Source organism: Desertibacillus haloalkaliphilus (genome assembly GCF_019039105.1).
Taxonomy (GTDB): Bacteria; Bacillota; Bacilli; order Bacillales; family KJ1-10-99; genus Desertibacillus; species Desertibacillus haloalkaliphilus.
On the sequence record NZ_JAHPIV010000008.1, the window covers coordinates 102,727 to 125,041 of the forward strand.

Consider the following 22,315-nt stretch of genomic DNA (forward strand, 5'->3'; position numbering starts at 1 on the left):
TTATTCTCCTAGTTTCATTCCTGGTTTAAGCTGTGAACCACTTCCGCGTAAAAATTGCTCCGCATTCATTCGTTTCTTTCCTGAAGGCTGCAATTCAACAATTTTAATGGCGGTGTCATCACCTGTGGCAACGACCATTCCATCCTCCTTCACATCAACAACGACTCCTGCTGGTTGCTGTTGTTTAGAAGGAACTTTCTCTGCCCACCAAATTTTCATCGTTTTGCCTTCAAATGTAGTGTAAGCAACTGGCCATGGATGTAACCCACGAATTTGATTGTAAATTTCTGTTCCTGTCTTTGACCAATTGATCACTTCTTGATCACGAGTAATATTTGAAGCAAATGTCGCTTTGGAGCCATCTTGTTGGATCGGGTCAATCTCACCAGCAACTAACGCTGGAATCGTTTGTGATAACAACGCAGCACCAGCTTCACTTAACTTGTCGTGAAGACTACCGACATGATCATGCTCCAAGATGGGCACTACGGTTTGTGTTAAAATGTCTCCCGCATCAAGTTTCTCAACCATATACATAATCGTTACCCCAGTGTTTGTCTCACCATCAATAATCGCTTGATGAATCGGTGCACCGCCTCGATATTTTGGTAAGAGCGAAGCATGAACATTAATGCAGCCATACGCTGGTGCCTCCAATAACTTCTTAGGGAGAATTTGACCAAAGGCTGCCGTAACAACGAGGTCTGGCTTTAAAGCTAGGATTTCTTCAAGCTCTTGTTCATTTTTAATTTTTTCAGGTTGAAAAACAGGGATCTCATGTTGCTGTGCCTCCACTTTAACAGGAGGTGACGTCATCACTTTTTTACGTCCTTTTGGTCGATCAGGTTGGGTCACAACACCAACGACTTGATACTTTTCGTCAATTAATCTCTTTAAAACAGGGACCGAAAAATCTGGGGTCCCCATAAACACAATTCTCATTAAACATTCCTACCTTTCGTTCGACCTTTTACATTCACATCATCATATATGGATTCATATCAATGGATAGGTGTAAGTCTCCTTTTGTCGTTTCGCGTACATAGTGTTGCTGAACTTCTCGTAAAACTTTTACCAAACTTGGTTCATTTTTGTATTTTATCATGCATTGATAGCGATATCTATCTTTAATACGAGGGATCGGTGAAGCGACAGGTCCTAAAATCACCGTGTGATTCGATTGCAGTTGTTCATGTAAAAATCGCGTGATTTTCTCGGTGACAGAGACGACGTTTGCTAGTTCCGAATGAGATACCGTTACAACCGTTAAAAAATAATACGGGGGATACCCACTCTGCTTGCGAACGTTCATCTCTTCTTGAAAGTAATCAAGATAGTTATGCTCCCTTACCTGTTGAATACTGTAATGCTCGGGCGTATAGCTTTGGATAATCACTTCACCTTCTTTTTCATGCCGTCCCGCACGACCACTAACCTGAGTGAGTAACTGAAAGGTACGCTCGGCAGAACGAAAGTCGGGAATATGTAGCATCGAATCTGCTGCTAACACACCGACGAGTGTGATGTTGGGAAAATCTAAACCTTTGGCAATCATTTGCGTGCCAAGAAGAATATCCGCTTTCCCTTCACCAAATGCCGTTAATAATCGTTCATGTGACCCTTTCCTTCTCGTTGTATCCACATCCATTCGTATCACTCGCGCTCCTGGTAATACCTTTGCCAACTCTTCTTCAACCTTTTGTGTTCCTGAACCAAAAAAACGAATATGCTCACTTTCACATGATTGACAAGTGGATGGCATCCGTTCTTGATGACCACAATAATGACATTTCATCGCATGTTGACTACGATGAAATGTTAATGAGATATCACAATGTGGACATGTCGCTACATAGCCACAGTCTCGACACATCACAAATGTAGAATACCCTCTTCGGTTTAAAAATAAGACACTTTGCTCTCCTTTTTCTAGTCGGTCATTCAGCCTGTCATATAAAGCTCTAGAAAACATCGAACGATTCCCTTCGCGCAACTCCTCACGCATATCAATGATGTCGACCGAGGGCATCTTAATGTCATTTACACGTGTGAGCAGCGGCAATAAGTGATAAACCCCTTTTTGCGCCCTCGCATATGTTTCAAGTGACGGTGTCGCACTACCTAATACGACAGGGCAACTATAATAGTGACCTCGATAAATCGCAACATCCCTAGCATGATATCGGGGGTTCTCTTCTTGTTTATAGCTACTTTCATGCTCCTCATCAATAATAATGATGCCAAGGTTTTCAAATGGAGCAAAAATCGCAGACCGTGCACCGACGACCACACGTACCTCACCTCTGTGAATCTTTCGCCATTCATCATATTTTTCTCCTTTTGACAACGCACTATGAAGAACGGCTACTTGAGACCCAAACCGACTTTTAAAGCGGTTAACCATTTGCGGGGTTAACGAAATCTCAGGCACAAGCACAATCGCTTCTTTTCCTTTTTCAAGGACTCGCTGAATTGATTGTAAATAAATTTCAGTTTTTCCACTACCAGTGACGCCATGTAATAAAAAAGTCTTGTGCGATTGGTTTTCCACTGAATCTAAAATCGGTGCAATCACTTGTTGTTGCTCATTTGTTAACGGTAATGGCTTTGTCGGTTGAAAGGTTCGTTCTTTATAAGGATCTCGATATACCTCAACCTCAGATTCGATAAGCATTCCTTTTTGAACTAACGCTTTAATCGTTGTCCGGGAGACTTTGAGTTTCTCCACTAAGTCATGAACCGGAATTTCTTGTCTTTGGTCAAGGAAATGTTCCATGACTAGCTTCTGCTTGTCCGCTCGAGCATCAAACCTAGCAATTGCGGCTTCGATATCGTCTCCTTCCCCATTTGGTCGTACTACTTTATGAGTTTTCTTAGACACCTGATCTTTGACATGATAGAAAACGTCAAGTCTACCTTTTTTCAATTCATGTTGGAAATCTTTTAATAAACCTGGATCAGATTGGACAATCTCTTCCCACCGAACAGATGAGCGCTTTTGAAACCACGTAGCGACAGATGCAGGCAACTTATCGCCATCTGAGAGTATTCGTATTTCTTTTTTCACTTTCGACCGCATCGCAGCAGGAAGCATCACTTGGTAGGCTGAAATTTTGAAACAAAGAGTCGTCTCTGTTAACCATTCTCCTAGTTCGAGTAACTCTTCCGTTAACACCGGTGTTAAATCAAGAACATCGACAATCGATTTCAATTTCTTAACTTCAGAGCTTGACGTAATATCAATGACGAAACCTTGAATATGACGCGGCCCAAACGGTACGACGACACGCATACCAACGTTAATGACCCCTTGCCATTGATTAGGAATGAGATAATCAAAAAGACGGTCAGTTTGCCCAGTTGGAACATCGACAATGACTCGAGCAATCATTCGTGACGCGGTCCTTCGAGGAGGGCGACAACCTCTTGCATCAATTGTCGTGCCACCTCAGTTTTTGATAGGATCGGAAGCTCTACCTTCGTTTCATCTCGTTTGTATAATGTAACGATGTTTGTATTGGCTTGAAAGCCTGCGCCCTCTTCTGAAATGTCATTGGCTACAATCATATCGAGATTCTTCATTGCCAGTTTTTTTCGAGCATACCCTTCGACCCGTTCAGATTCGGCCGCAAAACCAACTAATAGCTGGTGTTGTTTATTCTTTCCTAAAGTAGCTAAAATGTCTGTTGTCCGTTCCATTTCGACATACCACTGTCCAGGCTGTTTTTTCATTTTCTCAGCATATGTATCCTTCGGTTTGTAATCAGCAACCGCCGCTGCTTTTATGACAACATCACTAGTTGGAAAACGCTCCATCACTGCTTCATACATGTCAGCGGCTGAAACAACATTGATGAAATTCACCCCTGCAGGTGCCTCTAAGCTCGTCGGACCACTAATGAGTGTCACATCAGCTCCTAGCTTTGCAGCTGCCTCAGCTACCGCATAGCCCATTTTTCCAGATGAATGATTTGTAAAATAGCGAACGGGATCTACTTTTTCTTGTGTAGGTCCTGCAGTAATTAAAACCTGTTTTCCATTTAACGGTTTTACCGATTCAGAGCTTATAACGTCTTCTAACACACGAATAATTTCTTGCGGTTCGGACAAGCGTCCTTTACCAACATACCCACAAGCTAAATAACCTTCTCCAGGTTCAATAAACTGATAGCCAAACGATGCTAACGTCTTCAAATTCTTCACAACTGCAGGATGCTCGTACATATGAACATTCATTGCTGGAGCAACATATACCGGTGCGGTTGTAGCCAGAAGTGTCGTTGAAATCATATCATCAGCAATCCCATTGGCAAGCTTACCTATCATATTAGCCGTTGCTGGTGCAATCAAAATAAGGTCTGGCCAGTCAGCTAAATCGATATGGGCAACACCACGTGGATCTTTTTCATCAAAGGTATCCACATATACCGGTTGTCGTGATAACGTTTGAAATGTTAATGGAGTAACAAACTTTTGTGCTGAATCCGTCATCATCACCTTTACTGTTGCCCCAGCTTGAGATAATTTACTCGTTAATGCCGCCGCTTTAAACACAGCAACTCCGCCTGATACACATAATAAAATCTTTTTATCCTTTAACATGACATCTTTTCCTCCATCCCTTGTAAAAAACAGTTCTCAAATTCTTACTTTACTATCAGTATAAAGAATCTACTTTAAGATGGCGATCATCTTCTTTGAATCTGTTTTCATTTTCTGCAAACTAAGGAGCTGCATCGATAAAATCATCGTTAGTTATGCCTCTTGTTGGCAACATCCGGTCCTGTCGACTATAAAAAATGGGGACGGGACAAAACTAGTTAAACTATTGGCAAAGGCTTCGAGGCTGTGACAAAAGGTAAAACCAATCTTTTGTCACAGCCTCATAAAAATAACAACCTATTTAAAGAATAGGTTGTTATAGATTAATTATTTTTCAATCCGCTTATACTCAAGTTGATTGTGCAAAATTTCCTCTAAGGCCACACCAACATACTTCTTTGACTTTGGGCGATCCACAAGTGGTCCTCGATCGTGATCTTCACGAATTTCTCTTGCTCGCTTCGCTGATACCGTCACAAGTGTATATTTTGAGTCAAGCTTCTCCATTAATGAGTCAATTGATGGGTATAACATTTAATCAACCTCCACTAATTGTTTATATTTATGAATTAAGCGGTCTTTCTTACAATGCTCAGCCGTTACGATCGCCTTAATACGATCTACAGCTAAATGTATCTCATCATTTTCAACGACGTAATCATACTTCTTCATCATTTCAAGCTCTTCTTTAGCAACATTCATTCGTTTATTAATTAAATCTTCGGTTTCTGTACCACGACCAACAATTCGATTACGAAGTTCCGCTAAACTTGGAGGCATCAAGAAAATAAAGACACCCTCAGGGAAACGTTCGCGAACTTTCAATGCTCCTTGGACTTCGATTTCTAAAATAATATCTTTACCTTCATCTAATGTTTTTTGGACATAATCAATCGGTGTTCCATAATAATTGCCGACATATTGTGCCCATTCAAGAAGTTGATCGTGTTCAATCATGTTTTCGAATTCTTCCTTTGTCTTGAAAAAATAATTGACACCATCGACTTCACCTTCTCTCGGATTGCGCGTTGTCGCTGATACCGAATACTGAATGTGAGTATCCTCTTGGCGTAACGCAGAGCATACCGTACCTTTTCCTACCCCAGCAGGACCAGAGAGGACAATCAATAAGCCTTTATCTTTTTTCATACTTACCTCCACAAATTCATCAAAGTTTCATCGTACAGCTCTTACACTAAAGTGAAAGGCTGTTATCATTCTTCAGTAAGATCATCTTTCGTTGTTAATCGCTGCGCCACTGTTTCAGGTTGCACCGCTGACAAAATGACATGGTCACTATCTGCAATAATGACTGCTCGTGTTCTTCGGCCATACGTTGCATCAATTAACATATTCCGATCTCTAGCCTCCTGAATAATCCTCTTAATCGGAGCTGATTCTGGACTAACAATCGAAATAATTCGATTTGCCGAAACGATGTTACCAAAGCCAATATTAATTAATTTTATATTCATGCCGATTCCCCTCACTTTGGAGAGCTAAAGGACTCTCTCTATTTTTACCAACTACTCTCGACGATATACGAAAATGCGTTCGTTCCCATTAAATTATTCAACATTTTGGACTTGTTCTTTAACTTTTTCAATTTCGCTCTTTAATTCTACAACTTGCTGACTAATATGTATATCATTTGCCTTTGAACCAATCGTATTAGCTTCTCGGTTCATTTCTTGAACAAGGAAATCTAATTTACGTCCAACGACTCCGCCAGTTTTCATAATCGCTATAAACTGTTTCGTATGTGCACTAAGTCGCGTTAACTCTTCTTCTATATTGGCTTTATCAGAAAAAATAGCAACTTCATTCACCATACGATTTTCATCAATCTCAGCATTTCCGTCGAGAAAATCTGCCACCCGTTTTAACAACCGCTCGCGATAAGCCGACGTCACTTTAGGCGCATGCTCAAACAGATCACGTACGATTGTATTAATCGTTGCTACACGTTCTTCGAGGTCAATCATTAATGATTCACCTTCACGGTTACGCATCGTTTTCAATTGAAGTACCGCCTGCTCCGTCGTTTCCAGAAGAACTTGAGCGATCTGACGAGTATCTTGTTCCTGTTCACAAATAGACACAATATCTTCATGTAACAAAAGGGATTGAATCGATAATCCTTCATCTGTCTCGCAAACTTTTTGCATCTGTTTAGAAGTGGCAAGATACTGTTTGACTAAGTCCCAGTCAACCGAAAGCGTTCGCTTGATAAGTCCTTCACCTTCAATGGTTATGTAAACATCAACTTTTCCGCGTTGAACATGTTGGCCAATCATTTTTTTTAGATCGTCTTCTACTGAGTAGTACTGACGAGGCAAACGTATCATCATTTCACAAAAGCGATGATTATATGACTTCATCTCAACAGTAACCTTGAACCGTTCATTCGTCGTTGTTGCCTGCCCATACCCTGTCATACTAGTAATCATCATTTATCACATCCACTTTTTCTATTTTAAACAATTTTAGCACCTTCAACAAGTATCAGAAATGACAAACGAGCATCAATTATATAAAAATTAGTAAAAAATATGGAGGTCGCTACATCCCGAGAGAGGAATCACGGAATCAACTTCTATTGCTTTAGTACGCACACCCTACAAGCTTCGGCACGTTAAGTAAACCTTTGATTTTGGCGCATGTACAGAACAGGTCCTCTTATTCTCAAAAAACTCTTACTCAAGGGAGTATGCTTTCCTCGACGTATGTACCTCACTGCTAGCACACTCCGTCCCTGATCCACCTATGACATTAACTTCTCCCACTACAGGGAGACGCTAAATACTCAATCACAGGCGGTGCGAGTAAGCTTTCCTCATCGTTTCACCTCACTGCTAGCGCACTCCGCCCCTGATCCCAAAACAAAAGTGGCAGAGCTCAAACCCTACCACTTTATCATGTCCTCAGTTTGTTGGCTACTAGCTAGCCTTTTTTTCTGAACGAGTAAACAAATGAACGCCACCAAGAGCAACTGTTGGAATCGCTGCAAAACCTAAAATCAAGAGCCATTCTCTAGGTGTAACAGCAGTCGTATGGAAAATCGTTTGTAATGGTGGATAATAGATCACAACAAGCATCAATAAGATCGATGATAAAACCGCAAATACGAGATATATGTTTTCAAATGGATTTCGGTGGAACACCGAATGTTCACTACGACAATCGAACACATGAATCAACTGCGCCATCACTAATGTCACAAAGGCAATTGTTTGAGCCCGTGTTAAATCATCAGGGTTCGCTTGTAGACTTATCGCAAATGCCGCTAATGTAACGATCCCGATCATAAATCCACGACTAATAATTTTCCAACCGAGCCCTCGAGCAAATACACCTTCATTAGGGCTACGCGGTTTTCGTTTCATCACGTCATCTTCCGGTTGATCAAGACCTAAGGCCATCGCTGGAAGTCCATCCGTCACTAGGTTAATCCATAAAATTTGAATCGCCACTAATGGTAATGGCATTCCGAGCATCATCGCAAATAACATCACCAAGATTTCACCGACATTTGAGGCTAACATATAGCGAATAAATTTACGGATATTCTCATAAATATTACGTCCTTCTTTAATAGCTGCTTTAATTGTAGCAAAGTTATCATCACTTAAAATTAATGACGACGACTCTTTGGCAACGTCGGTACCTGTGATCCCCATTGCAATCCCGATGTTAGCTGCCTTTATTGCAGGTGCATCATTAACTCCATCCCCTGTCATCGCAACAATGTGCCCCTTGGCTTGCAAAGCTTTAACGATTTTTAATTTATGCTCAGGTGACACGCGGGCATAGACATACACATCATCGACAATCTCTTCTAATTGCTTAACACTAATCCGAGATAATGTATTTCCGTCAAGCACTTTCCCATTTTCAGGCAAAATTGAAAGTTGCTTTGCAATCGCTTTTGCTGTCACAACATGATCACCTGTAATCATGACCGTCTTAATCCCAGCTTGACGACACTCTTTAATTGATTGAGCGACTTCTGGACGTGGAGGATCAATCATCCCTTGAACACCAACGAAAGTAAAGTCCCGTTCAATCTCCACTTGATGTAACGGTTGGTTTGTAGCTAACGGGCGGTAAGCGATCGCAATCGTACGTAAAGCTTGGCTTGCTAAGGACGTGATCGCACCTTCCACTTCTTGTTTTCGTTGATTCGTAAGATTCTCTGTCCGACCATTCCAAGTAATCGATTTACTATTCGCTAAAATCACATCAGGCGCCCCTTTAGTGACGACAAACCGTTGTCCATTGGTATCTTCAACTACGACACTCATCATTTTTCGTGTCGACTCGAACGGAAACTCTTGAATAAGCTTATAGTCTTTCGTCAGTGATTCTTTCGAAATCCCTGCTTTCATTCCACTAACAAGAAGGGCTCCTTCTGTCGGATCCCCGTCAAGAACATACGTGGACTTCTTCTTTTTTAGCAACCCATCCTTTACCGATTTTTCCTGGATCGCAGCATTGTTACACAACACGCCATACGTCACAAGTTGCTCAAGCGTGCGTTCCTTCCGAGGATTAATTTTCGTTTGTCCGCTGTAAAACTCACCACTTGGCTCATAACCTGTTCCTGTTACATTCCACACACGTCCACCAGACCACAAATGAGTGACCGTCATTTTGTTTTGTGTTAACGTTCCTGTTTTGTCTGAACAAATCACCGATGCACACCCGAGCGTTTCTACAGCCGGTAATTTCCTTACAATCGCTTTGCGCTTGATCATCCGTTGCACACCTAGTGCAAGTGCCACGGTAACAATCGCTGGCAAACCTTCAGGAATCGCGGCGACGGCGAGTGATACCCCAGCTAAAAACATCGTATAAACATCATGACCTTGTAAAACACCAAAAACAACAACAAGTGCCGTTAATAAAAGCGCAACCGCAATTAACACCTTTCCGAGCTGCTCCAGTCGACGTTGAAGTGGTGTCGCAAGTGTTTCCGTTGATTGTAGTAAGTGGGCAATTTTACCCATTTCGGTTTTCATCCCAGTGGCAACGACAATTCCAAGGCCACTTCCTTGGGTTGCCATCGTACCCATGAACGCCATATTCTCTTGATCACCAATCGCTAAATCTTGTCCGCCAATCGGACGATCATCTTTCTGGACCGGCACCGATTCACCCGTTAATGATGATTCTTCAATCTGAAGTCCATTTGTTTCGATTAAACGTAGGTCAGCACCAACACGATCCCCACTCGTAACTTTAACAAGATCCCCAACAACAACTTCACGAGATAAGACACGCGTCCACTCACCATCTCGAAAAACTGTCATCTGCGGAGCAGATAGCTCTTTTAAAGCTGTTAACGATTTCTCGGCTTTTCGTTCCTGCACAAAGCCGAGGATCCCATTTAAGAGCACAATGATCATAATTGTAATGGCATCAATATACTCACCTAATAGCCCCGAAATCAGCGTTGCTGCAAGTAAAACGAGCACCATAAAATCTTTGAACTGCCCTAAAAAAACAAAAAAAGCAGATGGTTTCTCTCCTTCATCGAGCATATTGTACCCGAATTTTTTTAGGCGCTTCCTCGCTTCCTTGTCAGATATCCCTTCCTCAATGTTTGCTCCGGTAGCTTTTTCAACCTCGTCTATCTGTTTTTCATACCACTTCATCACCACACCCCACATCTCAATCTTCTCTTCTATACAAGCCATCTATATTCAGACATGTCCTAAAACATGCTATACTGATTGAAGATCTAGTTAGCAAACGTAAGATTTAAACGAAAAGAATGAGTCGAGGTGGTACATATGTCATTTGATGGCGTTGTGACAAAGGCCGTCACAACAGAAATAGATCAAGCATTAACGTCAGGGAGAATATCCAGGGTCTATCAACCCTACAAAACCGAACTCGTTCTTGCGGTACGTGCACACGGAAAAAACCAACAATTATTCTTGTCAGCTAACCCCAGCTTTGCAAGAGTTCATTTAACCAGAGAAAAATATGCAAATCCAAAAGAGCCTCCGATGTTTTGTATGCTACTTCGAAAGCATATTGAAGGAAGCATCATTGAAAAGATCGATCAGGTCGATATGGAACGGATCATTACTATTGACTTAAAGGGAAAAGATGAAATTGGCGATATCTCGTACAAACAACTGATCATTGAAGTGATGGGGCGTCATAGCAATATTATTTTAGTAGACAAACAGACTGGAAACATTCTTGATAGCATTAAACACATCACACCAGCTGTCAGCAGTTATCGTACCGTCATGCCCGGTCAAACCTATATCGCTCCCCCGAGTCAAAATAAACTCGATCCGTTAGACACTGACAAAGAAACATTTCTAAAAAAAATTGACTTTAACCAAGGGAAGCTTGACCAACAAATCGTGGGTGCCTTCTCTGGGATCTCACCAATGGTCGCCAAAGAGGTCCTCCACAGGGCAGGGTTAGCCAACCGCGAGAGCTTAAGTGCATCGTTCTTGGAGATAACCGAACTCATCCGTAATCATCAGTTTGAACCTATGATGATTACATCAGGTCAAAAAGAATATTTCACCGTCATCCCTCTAAGTTATGTAGATGGTGACAGGCGCAGATTCACCACAGTTAGTGAATTGCTTGATCGCTTTTATTACGGAAAAGCCGAACGTGACCGGGTCAAGCAACAAGCGTATGACTTGGAACGATTTTTGCGAAATGAATTACAAAAGAATAAAAAGAAAATTAAAAAACTCGAAAAAACGTTAGTAGATGCCGATAAAGCAGAAAAATTCCAACGCTACGGGGAGTTATTAACGGCAAACCTTTATGCGGTCAATCGGGGTGATAAAGAAATTGAAGTCATCGATTACTACGATGAGGCAGGACGAACCATTAGCATTGCTCTCGACCCGCAAAAAACACCTTCTGAAAATGCACAACACTACTTTCGCAAGTATAATAAAGCAAAAAATTCTGTTGCCGTTGTAGGCGAACAAATCGAAAAAGCAAAGGAAGAAATTAATTATTTAGATCAGTTGATTCAGCAAATGGAATCAGCCTCACCAAAAGATATTGATGAAATCCGCGAAGAGCTTGCTGAAGGCGGCTATATTCGTAATCGCCAAAAAACGAAGAAAAAGAAGAAGCAAGACCAAAAGCCGCAACTAGAACGGTACGTATCAACAACTGGCATTGAGATCTTCGTTGGGAAAAACAATAAACAAAATGAATATTTAACGAATCGGTTCGCACGTCAAGATGAGACGTGGCTCCACACGAAAGATATTCCAGGTTCCCATGTGTTAATTCGCAGCCTAGATGTTGATGAACAAACATTATTTGAAGCAGCAAACCTTGCCGCCTATTTTAGTAAAGCGAAGCACTCCAGTTCCGTACCTGTCGATTACACGAAAATACGACATGTCAAAAAGCCAAATGGGGCGAAACCAGGATTTGTTACTTACGAGAATCAAACGACCATATATGTGACCCCTGAAGAGGATTTAATTGTCAAATTAAGAGCGTACTAATCCAAAGATGTGAATTAAAAACAGCACTGCCTCCCTCCTAAAATTGGAGTGACAGTGCTGCTTTTTTATCCACCAATATGAGACATTTCAACTTTTGGCCGTTCTATGTCTGTCCGTTCAAACCTCTCATCCGAGTAACGATCGTCTCTCGTCTGCCAGATCTCACGAATCAACTCTAGTAAGTAATCGTCACTTTTCTGTTCCCTTAACGGCCGCTTCAAATCATGACCTTTTGACCCAAATAAACAAGTAAAAAGCCTCCCCTCAACAGATAAACGGGCTCGATTACATGTTGAACAAAATGAATCGGTGACAGAAGATATAATTCCAATCTCTTCATTTGACCCTTTATATCGATACCTCGTTGCGACTTCACCACGATAATTTGCATCAATAGCCTCTAATGGCATTTCTTTATTGATTGTTTCAATAATTTTTTTCTTCGAGAACACTTCGTCTAACTTCCAACCGTTTGAATTCCCAACATCCATATATTCAATGAAGCGTAGAATATGACCACGGTTTCGAAAATATTTCGCCATTGGCAAGATGTCAGTTTCATTGACTCCCTTTTTAACTACCATATTGACTTTCACCTGCAAGCCAGCCTCTGCAGCTGCTGCAATTCCGTCTAATACAGATTGAACACCTATACCACGACCATTCATCTCTCCAAACCGTTCATTATTTAACGTATCTAAACTGACCGTCACACGTTGCAATCCAGCTTGCTTCAACCGTTTAGCATATGTGGATAGCAAGTAACCGTTTGTTGTCATGCCAATATCTTCTATTCCGTCAATCCTTACAAGTTTTTCAATTAAGTGATCGACATTTTTTCGCATGAGTGGCTCACCACCAGTAATGCGAATCTTTTTAATAGCAGCTTCTTTAACAAATAAGAGTACAAGTCGTTCTATTTCTTCAAAACTTAACAACTGCTCATTGCTTAAAAAAGGATAATCCGGTCCAAACAGTTCAGCTGGCATGCAATAATTACACCGAAAATTACAACGGTCTGTAACCGATATTCTTAAATCTCGTAATGGTCGCCCCATTGCATCGATTAACTTACTTGCCGTTGTCATGATTTCCACCTCTCACTTCTCACTCATACCTCCGCTAGGAAACAATTTGCTTCTTTATCTTATTTTTTAATAGTATAAGAGAATAAATTTACTATACCTCAGCGCTTTGTTGTGCCCCGATTATACGTTCCGGATGTGTATATACATTCATACGTCCGCTACGAATAAAACCGACGGCTGTAATATTAAGTTCATCCGCCATTTTCAACGCTAAATTGGTCGGTGCAGATTTTGAAAGCATGATCCCTATCCCTATCTTAGCTACTTTCAATAAAACTTCTGAGGAGATCCGACCGCTAAAGACGACTATTTTATCTCGGACTTTTATTTCGTTCATTAAACAATAGCCAAAAAGCTTATCTAGTGCATTATGACGCCCAATATCTGACCTTGTCACAATCATTTGTGAATCTGTACAAATAGCGGCATTATGCACCCCACCTGTATGTTTAAATTCATTGCTATTATTTTGCATGGATTCCATTAAATCCACACAAGATTGTGGTGAAACTTTTGTCTTCGTCATTGATGTTTTAGCTGTTTTAACATCATTATGAAAATAAAAAGACTGTCTACTCTTCCCACAGCATGACCCAATAAAACGTTTTGAATGCATCTCTTGGTGAATACTCGGTTTATGGGTTAATTCAACATAGGCAAACCCACGAGTTTCATCAATGGATAGAGATTTCACATCTTTATGATAAAAGCGAAGCATCCCCTCAGAAGCCAAAAATCCTATAACAAGCTCCTCCAAGTGCGTCGGGGTACATACCATTGTAGCAAACTCCTCGCCATTAAGTACGATCGTCAATGGATATTCAGTTGCAATTTCATCCTCAAAGTAAGTAATGACTCCTTGATCATATTTTGCAACTGGGTGCAAAATTGTACTTGACTCTTCCATGATTATTCTCACCCTTCCCCTGCAATCAATCCTAACTTACCTACATCTGTTTTTAAATGGTACTTTGCATAATTTATTTTTTATCTAAACACAAGATTATTGATAACACAAGACATTGTTTCATACGAAATTAAAACACAAGACAAAAACTTGGCCGTGGTTCCTTTACCGTTGTGGCATAATCTAACACACTCAAAATTTATAAATTTAATATTTTAATCACAAAAAATAATCTTGTCTATGATTCCGTTTACATGTTACACTATGTTCATACAAAGTTCACAATTTAGAAACATGATTCACTTTGACGCGGGATAGCGAACCTGTCGCCGGTTAAAATGAATATCAGTTACATTATTTACCTGCATACGTTGGGAAGAACACAGCGATCCTGTTTCAAACTAACCGTCGCATTATATTCTTTTTGGTATCCAAAAAGTTATATTGCGGCGTTTTTTTTTGTGAATGTACAAAAGGAGATGATTTACTAAAATGGGTAAAACAAAAAATCGTTGGCTGATCGCCTTAGCTGCAGTCGGAATTCACATTTCAATTGGATCCGTATATGCTTGGAGCGTATTTACAAACCCGCTACAAGAAACGTACGGTTGGAGCTTAAGTCAAGTTTCTTTAACATTTAGTATTGCCATTTTATTTTTAGGTTTATCAGCAGCCTTCATGGGCCATTTTGTTGAAAAATATGGGCCACGTGCCTCTGGAATTGTTGCTGCTAGTTTTTTTGGGTTAGGAACAATTGGTGCTGGCTTTGCAGTAAACATTGAATCATTAATGCTCTTGTATGTTACATATGGGGTTTTAGGTGGCATTGGTTTAGGTGTAGGATACATCACCCCAGTCTCAACACTCATAAAATGGTTCCCAGATCGCCGTGGTTTAGCAACAGGACTTGCGATTATGGGCTTTGGTTTTGCCGCGATGATTGCTAGCCCTATCATGAATAATTTAATAAGTTCTGTTGGAATAGCAAATACCTTTTATATTCTTGGGATAATCTATTTTATCGTTATGTTTAGCTCTGCACTATATATTGAACGACCACCAGAAGGTTGGATGCCAGAAGGATTCAAGGCAGGCGTTGAGAGTGGGAATAAAAAAACAGCTACTGATTTAGCTCAATTAAGTGCAAATGAAGCTGTAAAAACAAAACGTTTTTGGTATTTATGGGTCATGCTCTTTATTAATATTACTTGTGGAATTGCGATTCTTGCTGTAGCGTCTCCAATGGCACAAGAGATTGCAGGCATGTCAGCAGTCGCAGCTGCGACCATGGTGGGTGTTATGGGTGTGTTTAATGGTGGAGGCCGAATTGCTTGGGCATCATTATCTGATTATATCGGCAGACCTAACACATATACTTCATTTTTCATTATTCAAATTATTGCATTTTTCCTTATGCCTTCTATGACGAGCGCAGTCCTCTTCTCTATTACTGTTTATTTAATTATGACCTGTTATGGTGGTGGATTTGCTGCAATTCCAGCATACATTGGAGATGTTTTTGGAACAAAGCAACTGGGCGCAATTCATGGTTATATCTTAACAGCATGGTCTTGTGCTGGATTAGTCGGTCCAATCTTAGCGTCTTGGATTCGTGAAGTGACAGCAAGTTATGCTACAACTCTTTATATCTTTGCTGGGATGTTCATCGTTGCACTAGCTGTTTCACTGATCATTCGTGTAGATATTAATCAATTAAAAAAAGCAAACGAGCAACAAAAGCTAGCTAGTTGACTTTTTCATAACAGATGTCTACCATTTTAATCAATTAAATGTAAAAGGATTGACGTAAGTGATGAATAAATACGAAGCTGAATTTAGTAATCTTGTGCGTTCTTTTCGTAAAAAAAATATGGGGAAAGGTCCGAGTAAAATTAACACAACCTTTTGTAAAAATTGGGCCATTTGTGAAATGGAAGGTAATCTTTCCCCCGTCGAGAAGTTTATCGCCACAGCTGATGAAGGAAAACAACTTCTTCGAGCTGCAAGGACTGAAATGGTAAAAGACATGTATAGAAAAATTCCACCTACTGAAATGGAACAATTTTTAAACTGTAACTTTGTTGATCTGTTTGTTGATATTGACATTGAGCGAGATTTTGGAATGTCAATCTTCATTTTCGATGAAAACATCGAAGAAAAATATAAAGATAAAAAATAACGTTCATCCCTCTCGTAGCGTTCCTGCGTTGAAATGAATATATCAACGTAAAACCTCTGGGCGTTGGCACTTGGTAGCGACCTGCTGAAGACTAACCACCGTGAATCCACTTTCTTACTTGTTGGAATAGAATTTGGTTTGCGGTGTTTTTTTATACTTAATGTTAATAAACGTTTTTAATAGAAGGACGATTAGAAAGGAAGATTATGATGGGAAAGACAAAACATTCTGGACCAATAAAAATGGATAAATCATTAAAGCCTTCATTATGGGCAGGAATGATGCCAATGGGGTTAGGTAAAATTAAACCTAAGCATATACGTGACACGATGAAGGTGGCTTGGGATAACAAGGATAACCTTGGCTACGCAACACGTATTATTACTCAAGGAGCTTGCGATGGGTGTGCCTTAGGTGTATCGGGCTTATATGACCAAACATTAAAAGGGCCACACCTTTGTACGACTCGGTTAAATGTATTACGCTTAAATACGATGCCAGCAATGAAGGAAGAAGTTGTTCATGCAGATATAGATGAACTGCGCCAATACTCTAGTGCTGAATTACGCAAATTAGGACGCATCCCATATCCACTCATTCGTAGACCTGGAGAAAGAAACTTCTCACGCATTGGGTGGGACGAAGCGATGGATATGATTGCAAATAAAATGAAACAATTAGACCCGAAGCAATACTCTTTTTTCCTCACTTCAAGAGGAATCACGAATGAATCTTATTACGTAGCCTCAAAGGTTGCTAGGTTCCTAGGAACGAACAATATTGATAATGCTTCAAGAATTTGCCACTCTCCTTCTAAAACAGCATTAAAGCGCTCATTAGGTATCGGGGCATCAAGTGCCAATTATAAAGATTGGATCGGCAGTGACGTTCTCGTATTTTGGGGATCAGTAGCAGCAAATAACCAACCTGTATCAACAAAATATATGCTTGCCGCTAAAAAAGCAGGCACAAAAATTATTTGTATTAACCCATACCGCGAACCCGCTATGGAGAAATATTGGATTCCATCCGTTGCTGAATCTGCTCTCTTTGGAACAAAATTAGCAGACGATTTCTACCAAGTAAACATCGGTGGAGATATTGCTTTTATGCATGGAATAATGAAGCACTGGTTTGCGATGGAAGAAGTAGAACATGGATCTGCAATTGATCATACATTTATAAACGAACACGTCAATGGCTATGAGCAATTAAAAGAGAAAGTCGCTGAGCAATCTTGGGATCAAATAATTGAATCTTCAGGTGTAAGCAAAGAAAGGATTATTGAACTTGCAGAACTTTTGGCTAAATCAAAATCAGGTGTATTTATTTGGTCATTAGGTTTGACGATGCATACCTTTGCATCTGACAACATTTCTCAAGTTGCAAACCTTGCTCTTCTTAAAGGTTTCCTAGGCCGAAAGAATTGCGGTGTGATGCCAATCCGTGGACATTCAAGTGTTCAAGGGAGTGGCGAAATGGGGGCAGATCCGTTTGTCCTTCCGGGTGGTGACTTTGAGCCTAATAACATTGAGCGCATCGAAAAGATTTGGGATTTTGAAATTCCAAAGTGGCAAGGTGATGTGTTAGGTGTTTCTTTAGAAAACATCCTCCTACCTGAAGATCATGAACGAAAAATTAAATTGTACTACTTGTCAGGCGGTAACTTTTTAGAAACGATGCCAGATCCAAAATTCGTTGAAAAAGCATTATCGGAACTTGACATTCGAGTACATCAAGATATTATTTTCAACACATCAACACTTGTAGATGCAAAAGAAGCAGTGATTGTCCTTCCAGCTAAAACGCGTTACGAGCAAGACGGCGGCGGTACATCAACCTCAACAGAGCGTATGGTTTACTTTTCTCCAGAAATAGAAGGGAACCGTCAAATGGTCGAAGAAGCACGTGCCGAGTGGAAAATTTATATTGATTTATCAAAGCGTGTGAAGCCTGAGCAAGCTCATTTAATCGACTTTAAAGATGGGCAAGCGATTCGAGATGAAATTGCGATTGCAAATCCAAATTACGATGGAATTCAGTATCTAAAAAACAAAGGAGATGTCTTCCAGTGGGGCGGCGCTTGGTTATGTGAAGGCGGCGTTTGTCCGACTCCTGATGGAAAAGGCAACTTAATCCCTGTAGATATTCCAAATTTAAATAAACAAGCAGGTGATTTCTACGTAACAACTAGACGTGGAAAACAATTTAATTCAATGGTATATAAAGAAACGGATCCGTTTAATGAAGCGAGTCGTTACGATGTACTTATCAATGCTGAAGATGCTAAAAATCTAAGCATTGCAGAAAATGAAGCAATCGTCGTTTATAATCAACACGGTGTATTCACAGGAAAAGCTAAATTTATTGATATCACTAAAGGGAATATTGAGCTTCATTTTCCAGAAGGTAACTTCCTACTTCCAAAAGGAGTTTACGAGGAATTGGCTAAAATACCAAGTTATAATGTTGCCGTTAAAGTCGAAAAAGCAGAACGCTTTAACGCTCGTAAAGATACGAAATACCTTGAAAAGCGAATTGATGACCTAGAGTTAGAAGCACAGTAAAATTAAGCAACGCTATTTAACTTTAAAAGAATGCTATTCTTAGCATGTAGATGAGGGTATCCTAAATGGATACCCTCTTTTTTCAACTATCTATTATAAAGGAAACAACAAGAATTAGAGCTAAATCATCTAATTCTTGTTCATGATCTATATAATCATATGCAGATGACAAGCGTCACCGACGAAAAAGTTAGTTTTTCACTCTTCTGTAGGAGCCGAAAATATTGTCGGCACGCTTTCAATCGTCCCTTTTGAATAGTCGACTCCACTGGCATGCTATGCCTCATCAATTCATCTTACTAACAAACGACCTGTCGCTTCCTTCAACTGATTATGAATCGTACCTAACCAACTCGTTTGTGCCATCCCATCAAAAAAGTGAACAAGCTCATCAAAATCTTCAACCTTCATTTTACGTATCATATCATCCTTTTTTTAATCATTCATCCAATTACTAGAAGAGGGATTTTCACGCCATTTCTTAAGCTTTGATAATTCTAGATCTGTAATTTCTTGACGTTCTAATGAGACTGTCAAGAGTGTATCATAATCAGTTATTGTTTCAAATGGTAGCTTCTCATCAGCTAACTGCTCTTTAGCTTTTTCAAGACCATATGTAAAGATTGCTACAACCCCAATCACCTCAGCACCAATTTCTCTTAATGCTTCAGCCGCTGTGATCACACTTCCTCCAGTTGAGATTAAATCTTCAACAACGACGACCTTTTGTCCTCCTCTTACTACACCTTCAATTTGGTTCCCTTTACCATGCCCTTTTGATTTGCTACGTACATATACCATTGGTAGATCCATACGTTCACTCACCCAAGCAGCATGAGGTATGCCTGCTGTTGCAGTCCCTGCAACAACTTCCACTTGAGGATAATGCTCTCGAATTAACTCTTCAAGCCCACGAGCCACTTGACGACGAACCTCAGGATAGGAAAGAGTAAGACGATTATCACAATAAATTGGGGATTTGATTCCTGAGCTCCATGTAAAAGGCTCATTCGGACGAAGCGTGACAGCTTCAATTTCTAGTAAGTGATTTGCGATTTGTTTTTTCATGACTGACACTCCCATTCTCGTTTTACATTGTCATAAGCTTCTCGCGGATCGCTAGCTGCCGTAATACTACGCCCAACGACAATCCCATAACTCCCTAATTCACGTGCTTGCCTTGGAGTCGTTACACGTTTTTGATCTCCCTTTGCATCCCCTGCTAAACGAATACCTGGCGTAATCGTTAAAAATGATGGCGGACAGACACGCTGAATCGAAGGAACTTCCAATGGTGAACAGACGACACCATCTAGCCCACTCGCTTCAGCTAGTCGCGCATAGGACTCAACCGTTTCTTCAAGGCTTCCATCAATACCAATCTCTGATTGCATGACCCGTTCTGTTGTACTCGTTAATTGCGTAACCGCAATACATGATGGACGTTTCTTACCACTCATTGTCCCAGCATCAAGCCCTTCTAAGGCAGCCCTCATCATCGCTGAACCTCCTGCAGCATGGACATTGACTAAATCAACATCAAGCCGAGCCAACGCCTGCATCGCTCGTTTGACCGTATTCGGAATATCATGAAGCTTTAAATCTAAGAAAATATCATGACCGGCATGTTTTAATTCATAGATCAGCTGCGGCCCACAGCTATAAAAAAGCTCCATTCCTACTTTGACATAAATGGACTCACCCTCAAAGTGCCGTAAAAACTGATCGACTAAGTCTTTACTTGAAAAGTCTAATGCAATAATGATTGGTCTTGTCATGATCTCCAGCTCCCTCCAGTCAATTCAGAAATGTGATCAACATTCAATTCATCTAACCACTGCGGCAGTTCTTCAATGATCGTTGGACAAACATACGGATCAACGAAGTTCGCAGTTCCAACAGCAACAGCACTTGCCCCTGCTAAGAAAAATTCAATCACATCTTCTGCCGACTGAATGCCTCCCATTCCAATAATTGGGATCGATACCTCTTGACTAACTTGGTGAATCATTCGTATCGCTACAGGTTTAATCGCCGGTCCTGAAAGGCCGCCCGCTTGGTTCGCTAAGATCGGCTTTTTCGTCTTTAAGTCAATTCTCATCCCAAGCAATGTATTAACCATTGATAAACCATCTGCTCCAGCGGCTTCAACGGCCTTTGCCATCGCAACAATATCAGCGACATTCGGTGATAGCTTCACATACACAGGAACGCTAGAAACAGCCTTTACTTCTTTCGTTAATTCCGCAGCAACGTCTGGAATCGTTCCAAACGCGATTCCGCCTTTTTTTACATTCGGACAAGAGATATTCAACTCAAGAGCATGGACATTGTTCGCTTTTGAGATTTTTTCTGCTACTTCAATGTAATCTTCCATCTCTGAACCAGCGACATTTGCAATGATCGGGACATCATATGTTTCTAACCAAGGAAGCTCTTCATCGATAATTTTTTCTACACCTGGATTTTGCAGACCAATCGCATTTAACATTCCCGCAGATGTTTCCGCCACACGGGGGGTTGGATTCCCGTATCGGGGCTCTAGGGTTGCTGCTTTGATTGCGATCGCACCAAGTGTGCTTAAATCATAAAACTTTGCATATTCCTTACCAAATCCAAAACATCCTGACGCTGGCATAATTGGGTTTTTCATTGAAAGACCTGGTAGTTGCACCGCTAGCCGGCTCATAAGATCACCTCCCCGATTGGAAATACCGGACCATCACTACATATTTTTTTATACGACGTTCCGGTTGGGTCGTCTTGCAGATGACATACACAAGCAAAGCAAGCACCAATCCCACAGCCCATCCGCTCCTCAAGGGAAAGATAGCCATGAACATCCTTATAATTTGCTTCTAGTGCTTTTAGCATGGGATTAGGTCCACAAGCATATAGTGTATCAAAATCAAGTTCACGCTCTGCGACCACATCTGTGACGAACCCTTTTGTTCCCTGTGATCCATCAACCGTAGCGATATAGGTTTCACCTAATCTCGCAAACTCCTCTTCATAAAAAACATCCGCTGACGATGCAAAACCTAATACATGAATGACCTTGACCCCACGTGCGGTTAACTGCTTAGAAAGGTAATAGAGAGGAGGAACTCCAATTCCTCCACCTACTAAGATCGCAACCTGACCGCTCTCTGTCGCTGCAATTGGAAACCCTGACCCGAGGGGGCCAAGCGTATCGATGAGTTCACCTTCTCTCCGTTGTGATAAAAGTCGCGTCCCTCTTCCATCGGCACGAAAAACAATTGTCAATTGGTTCTTTTGGTGATCCACATTGCAAATGCTAATTGGGCGTCGTAACAATGGATCGATTCCATCTGCCACTTTGATATGAACAAATTGGCCTGGCTCCGTCATGTTAGAAACAAGTTCACCTTCAAGCACGATTTCATAGATATCTTTTGCGATTGTTTCATTGTGAACGATCGTTAAATGGTCTTTCATTTCGA

19 protein-coding genes are annotated in these 22,315 nt (G+C 40.8%); 4 read left to right on the forward strand and 15 right to left on the reverse strand.

Annotated features, from left to right (window positions below):
• The 8 genes from fmt to KH400_RS10660 all read right to left on the reverse strand — a co-directional run bounded on the left by fmt (position 1) and on the right by KH400_RS10660 (position 10,259).
• Positions 1-942, reverse strand: a complete 942-nt coding sequence (gene fmt, locus KH400_RS10625; protein ID WP_217224508.1) for a methionyl-tRNA formyltransferase — start codon at positions 940-942, stop codon at positions 1-3.
• Between the two features lie 34 nt (positions 943-976).
• Positions 977-3,391, reverse strand: coding sequence for a primosomal protein N' (gene priA, locus KH400_RS10630; protein WP_217224510.1), 2,415 nt, complete (start codon positions 3,389-3,391; stop codon positions 977-979).
• On the reverse strand, positions 3,388-4,602 hold the full coding sequence (coaBC, locus tag KH400_RS10635) for a bifunctional phosphopantothenoylcysteine decarboxylase/phosphopantothenate--cysteine ligase CoaBC (RefSeq protein ID WP_217224512.1): 1,215 nt from the start codon (positions 4,600-4,602) through the stop codon (positions 3,388-3,390). The genes priA and coaBC overlap by 4 nt, the downstream gene beginning before the upstream one ends.
• Positions 4,603-4,929: 327 nt before the next feature.
• The gene (rpoZ, locus tag KH400_RS10640) at positions 4,930-5,136 is read right to left on the reverse strand and encodes a DNA-directed RNA polymerase subunit omega (RefSeq protein WP_217224513.1); all 207 of its coding nucleotides are present in this window, start codon (positions 5,134-5,136) and stop codon (positions 4,930-4,932) included.
• Positions 5,137-5,751 carry a guanylate kinase gene (gene gmk, locus KH400_RS10645; protein ID WP_217224514.1) on the reverse strand — a complete coding sequence of 205 codons (615 nt, stop codon included), beginning with the start codon at positions 5,749-5,751 and terminating at the stop codon, positions 5,137-5,139.
• A gap of 65 nt (positions 5,752-5,816) precedes the next feature.
• Positions 5,817-6,077, reverse strand: coding sequence for an extracellular matrix/biofilm regulator RemA (gene remA, locus KH400_RS10650; protein ID WP_217224515.1), 261 nt, complete (start codon positions 6,075-6,077; stop codon positions 5,817-5,819).
• Between the two features lie 93 nt (positions 6,078-6,170).
• Positions 6,171-7,055, reverse strand: coding sequence for a YicC/YloC family endoribonuclease (locus KH400_RS10655; RefSeq protein WP_246589501.1), 885 nt, complete (start codon positions 7,053-7,055; stop codon positions 6,171-6,173).
• A gap of 486 nt (positions 7,056-7,541) precedes the next feature.
• Positions 7,542-10,259: a cation-translocating P-type ATPase gene (locus KH400_RS10660; protein WP_217224516.1), complete on the reverse strand. Its 2,718-nt coding sequence runs from the start codon at positions 10,257-10,259 to the stop codon at positions 7,542-7,544.
• Between the two features lie 138 nt (positions 10,260-10,397).
• Between KH400_RS10660 and KH400_RS10665 the strand changes: the two genes are divergently transcribed.
• Entirely contained in the window at positions 10,398-12,110 is a 1,713-nt protein-coding gene (locus KH400_RS10665; RefSeq protein ID WP_217224518.1) for an Rqc2 family fibronectin-binding protein, read from the forward strand.
• Between the two features lie 65 nt (positions 12,111-12,175).
• Here the strand turns inward: KH400_RS10665 and moaA are convergent, their stop codons facing one another.
• On the reverse strand, positions 12,176-13,198 hold the full coding sequence (gene moaA / locus KH400_RS10670) for a GTP 3',8-cyclase MoaA (protein ID WP_217224520.1): 1,023 nt from the start codon (positions 13,196-13,198) through the stop codon (positions 12,176-12,178).
• Positions 13,199-13,289: 91 nt separating this feature from the next.
• On the reverse strand, positions 13,290-14,105 hold the full coding sequence (gene fdhD / locus KH400_RS10675; RefSeq protein ID WP_217224522.1) for a formate dehydrogenase accessory sulfurtransferase FdhD: 816 nt from the start codon (positions 14,103-14,105) through the stop codon (positions 13,290-13,292).
• A gap of 492 nt (positions 14,106-14,597) precedes the next feature.
• Here fdhD and KH400_RS10680 point away from each other — a divergent pair, with 492 nt between their 5' ends.
• The 3 genes from KH400_RS10680 to KH400_RS10690 all read left to right on the forward strand — a co-directional run bounded on the left by KH400_RS10680 (position 14,598) and on the right by KH400_RS10690 (position 18,851).
• Positions 14,598-15,857: an L-lactate MFS transporter gene (locus tag KH400_RS10680; RefSeq protein ID WP_217224523.1), complete on the forward strand. Its 1,260-nt coding sequence runs from the start codon at positions 14,598-14,600 to the stop codon at positions 15,855-15,857.
• Positions 15,858-15,918: 61 nt separating this feature from the next.
• Positions 15,919-16,284, forward strand: a complete 366-nt coding sequence (locus KH400_RS10685; protein ID WP_217224640.1) for a Na-translocating system protein MpsC family protein — start codon at positions 15,919-15,921, stop codon at positions 16,282-16,284.
• A gap of 209 nt (positions 16,285-16,493) precedes the next feature.
• Positions 16,494-18,851 carry an FdhF/YdeP family oxidoreductase gene (locus tag KH400_RS10690; protein ID WP_217224641.1) on the forward strand — a complete coding sequence of 786 codons (2,358 nt, stop codon included), beginning with the start codon at positions 16,494-16,496 and terminating at the stop codon, positions 18,849-18,851.
• Positions 18,852-19,142: 291 nt separating this feature from the next.
• Here the strand turns inward: KH400_RS10690 and KH400_RS25290 are convergent, their stop codons facing one another.
• From KH400_RS25290 to KH400_RS10710, 5 genes are read right to left on the reverse strand one after another with little or no spacing between them, the layout of a single operon-like run.
• Positions 19,143-19,274, reverse strand: a complete 132-nt coding sequence (locus KH400_RS25290; protein ID WP_281418689.1) for a hypothetical protein — start codon at positions 19,272-19,274, stop codon at positions 19,143-19,145.
• Positions 19,275-19,286: 12 nt separating this feature from the next.
• Positions 19,287-19,919 (reverse strand): orotate phosphoribosyltransferase, encoded by a 633-nt coding sequence (gene pyrE, locus KH400_RS10695; protein ID WP_217224524.1) that lies wholly within the window; start codon positions 19,917-19,919, stop codon positions 19,287-19,289.
• Entirely contained in the window at positions 19,916-20,629 is a 714-nt protein-coding gene (pyrF, locus tag KH400_RS10700) for an orotidine-5'-phosphate decarboxylase (RefSeq protein WP_217224525.1), read from the reverse strand. Before pyrF ends, pyrE begins: the two co-directional genes overlap by 4 nt.
• Complete coding sequence (locus KH400_RS10705; RefSeq protein WP_217224526.1) at positions 20,626-21,540, reverse strand: dihydroorotate dehydrogenase; 915 nt, start codon at positions 21,538-21,540, stop codon at positions 20,626-20,628. Before KH400_RS10705 ends, pyrF begins: the two co-directional genes overlap by 4 nt.
• Positions 21,537-22,310: a dihydroorotate dehydrogenase electron transfer subunit gene (locus KH400_RS10710; protein WP_246589502.1), complete on the reverse strand. Its 774-nt coding sequence runs from the start codon at positions 22,308-22,310 to the stop codon at positions 21,537-21,539. The genes KH400_RS10705 and KH400_RS10710 overlap by 4 nt, the downstream gene beginning before the upstream one ends.
• Positions 22,311-22,315 lie beyond the last annotated feature (5 nt).

Excerpts from the sequence above, each read along its gene's own strand:
- remA (WP_217224515.1), bottom strand. The coding sequence starts at position 6,077 with ATGAATATAAAATTAATTAATATTGGCTTTGGTAACATCGTTTCGGCA.
- KH400_RS10660 (WP_217224516.1), bottom strand. The coding sequence starts at position 10,259 with ATGAAGTGGTATGAAAAACAGATAGACGAGGTTGAAAAAGCTACCGGA.
- KH400_RS10685 (WP_217224640.1), top strand. The coding sequence starts at position 15,919 with ATGAATAAATACGAAGCTGAATTTAGTAATCTTGTGCGTTCTTTTCGT.
- gmk (WP_217224514.1), bottom strand. The coding sequence starts at position 5,751 with ATGAAAAAAGATAAAGGCTTATTGATTGTCCTCTCTGGTCCTGCTGGG.
- KH400_RS10710 (WP_246589502.1), bottom strand. The coding sequence starts at position 22,310 with ATGAAAGACCATTTAACGATCGTTCACAATGAAACAATCGCAAAAGAT.
- fdhD (WP_217224522.1), bottom strand. The coding sequence starts at position 14,105 with ATGGAAGAGTCAAGTACAATTTTGCACCCAGTTGCAAAATATGATCAA.
- rpoZ (WP_217224513.1), bottom strand. The coding sequence starts at position 5,136 with ATGTTATACCCATCAATTGACTCATTAATGGAGAAGCTTGACTCAAAA.
- KH400_RS10690 (WP_217224641.1), top strand. The coding sequence starts at position 16,494 with ATGGGAAAGACAAAACATTCTGGACCAATAAAAATGGATAAATCATTA.
- KH400_RS10665 (WP_217224518.1), top strand. The coding sequence starts at position 10,398 with ATGTCATTTGATGGCGTTGTGACAAAGGCCGTCACAACAGAAATAGAT.
- KH400_RS10655 (WP_246589501.1), bottom strand. The coding sequence starts at position 7,055 with ATGATGATTACTAGTATGACAGGGTATGGGCAGGCAACAACGACGAAT.
- pyrE (WP_217224524.1), bottom strand. The coding sequence starts at position 19,919 with ATGAAAAAACAAATCGCAAATCACTTACTAGAAATTGAAGCTGTCACG.
- fmt (WP_217224508.1), bottom strand. The coding sequence starts at position 942 with ATGAGAATTGTGTTTATGGGGACCCCAGATTTTTCGGTCCCTGTTTTA.
- KH400_RS10680 (WP_217224523.1), top strand. The coding sequence starts at position 14,598 with ATGGGTAAAACAAAAAATCGTTGGCTGATCGCCTTAGCTGCAGTCGGA.
- moaA (WP_217224520.1), bottom strand. The coding sequence starts at position 13,198 with ATGACAACGGCAAGTAAGTTAATCGATGCAATGGGGCGACCATTACGA.
- KH400_RS10705 (WP_217224526.1), bottom strand. The coding sequence starts at position 21,540 with ATGAGCCGGCTAGCGGTGCAACTACCAGGTCTTTCAATGAAAAACCCA.
- pyrF (WP_217224525.1), bottom strand. The coding sequence starts at position 20,629 with ATGACAAGACCAATCATTATTGCATTAGACTTTTCAAGTAAAGACTTA.
- KH400_RS25290 (WP_281418689.1), bottom strand. The coding sequence starts at position 19,274 with ATGATACGTAAAATGAAGGTTGAAGATTTTGATGAGCTTGTTCACTTT.
- priA (WP_217224510.1), bottom strand. The coding sequence starts at position 3,391 with ATGATTGCTCGAGTCATTGTCGATGTTCCAACTGGGCAAACTGACCGT.
- coaBC (WP_217224512.1), bottom strand. The coding sequence starts at position 4,602 with ATGTTAAAGGATAAAAAGATTTTATTATGTGTATCAGGCGGAGTTGCT.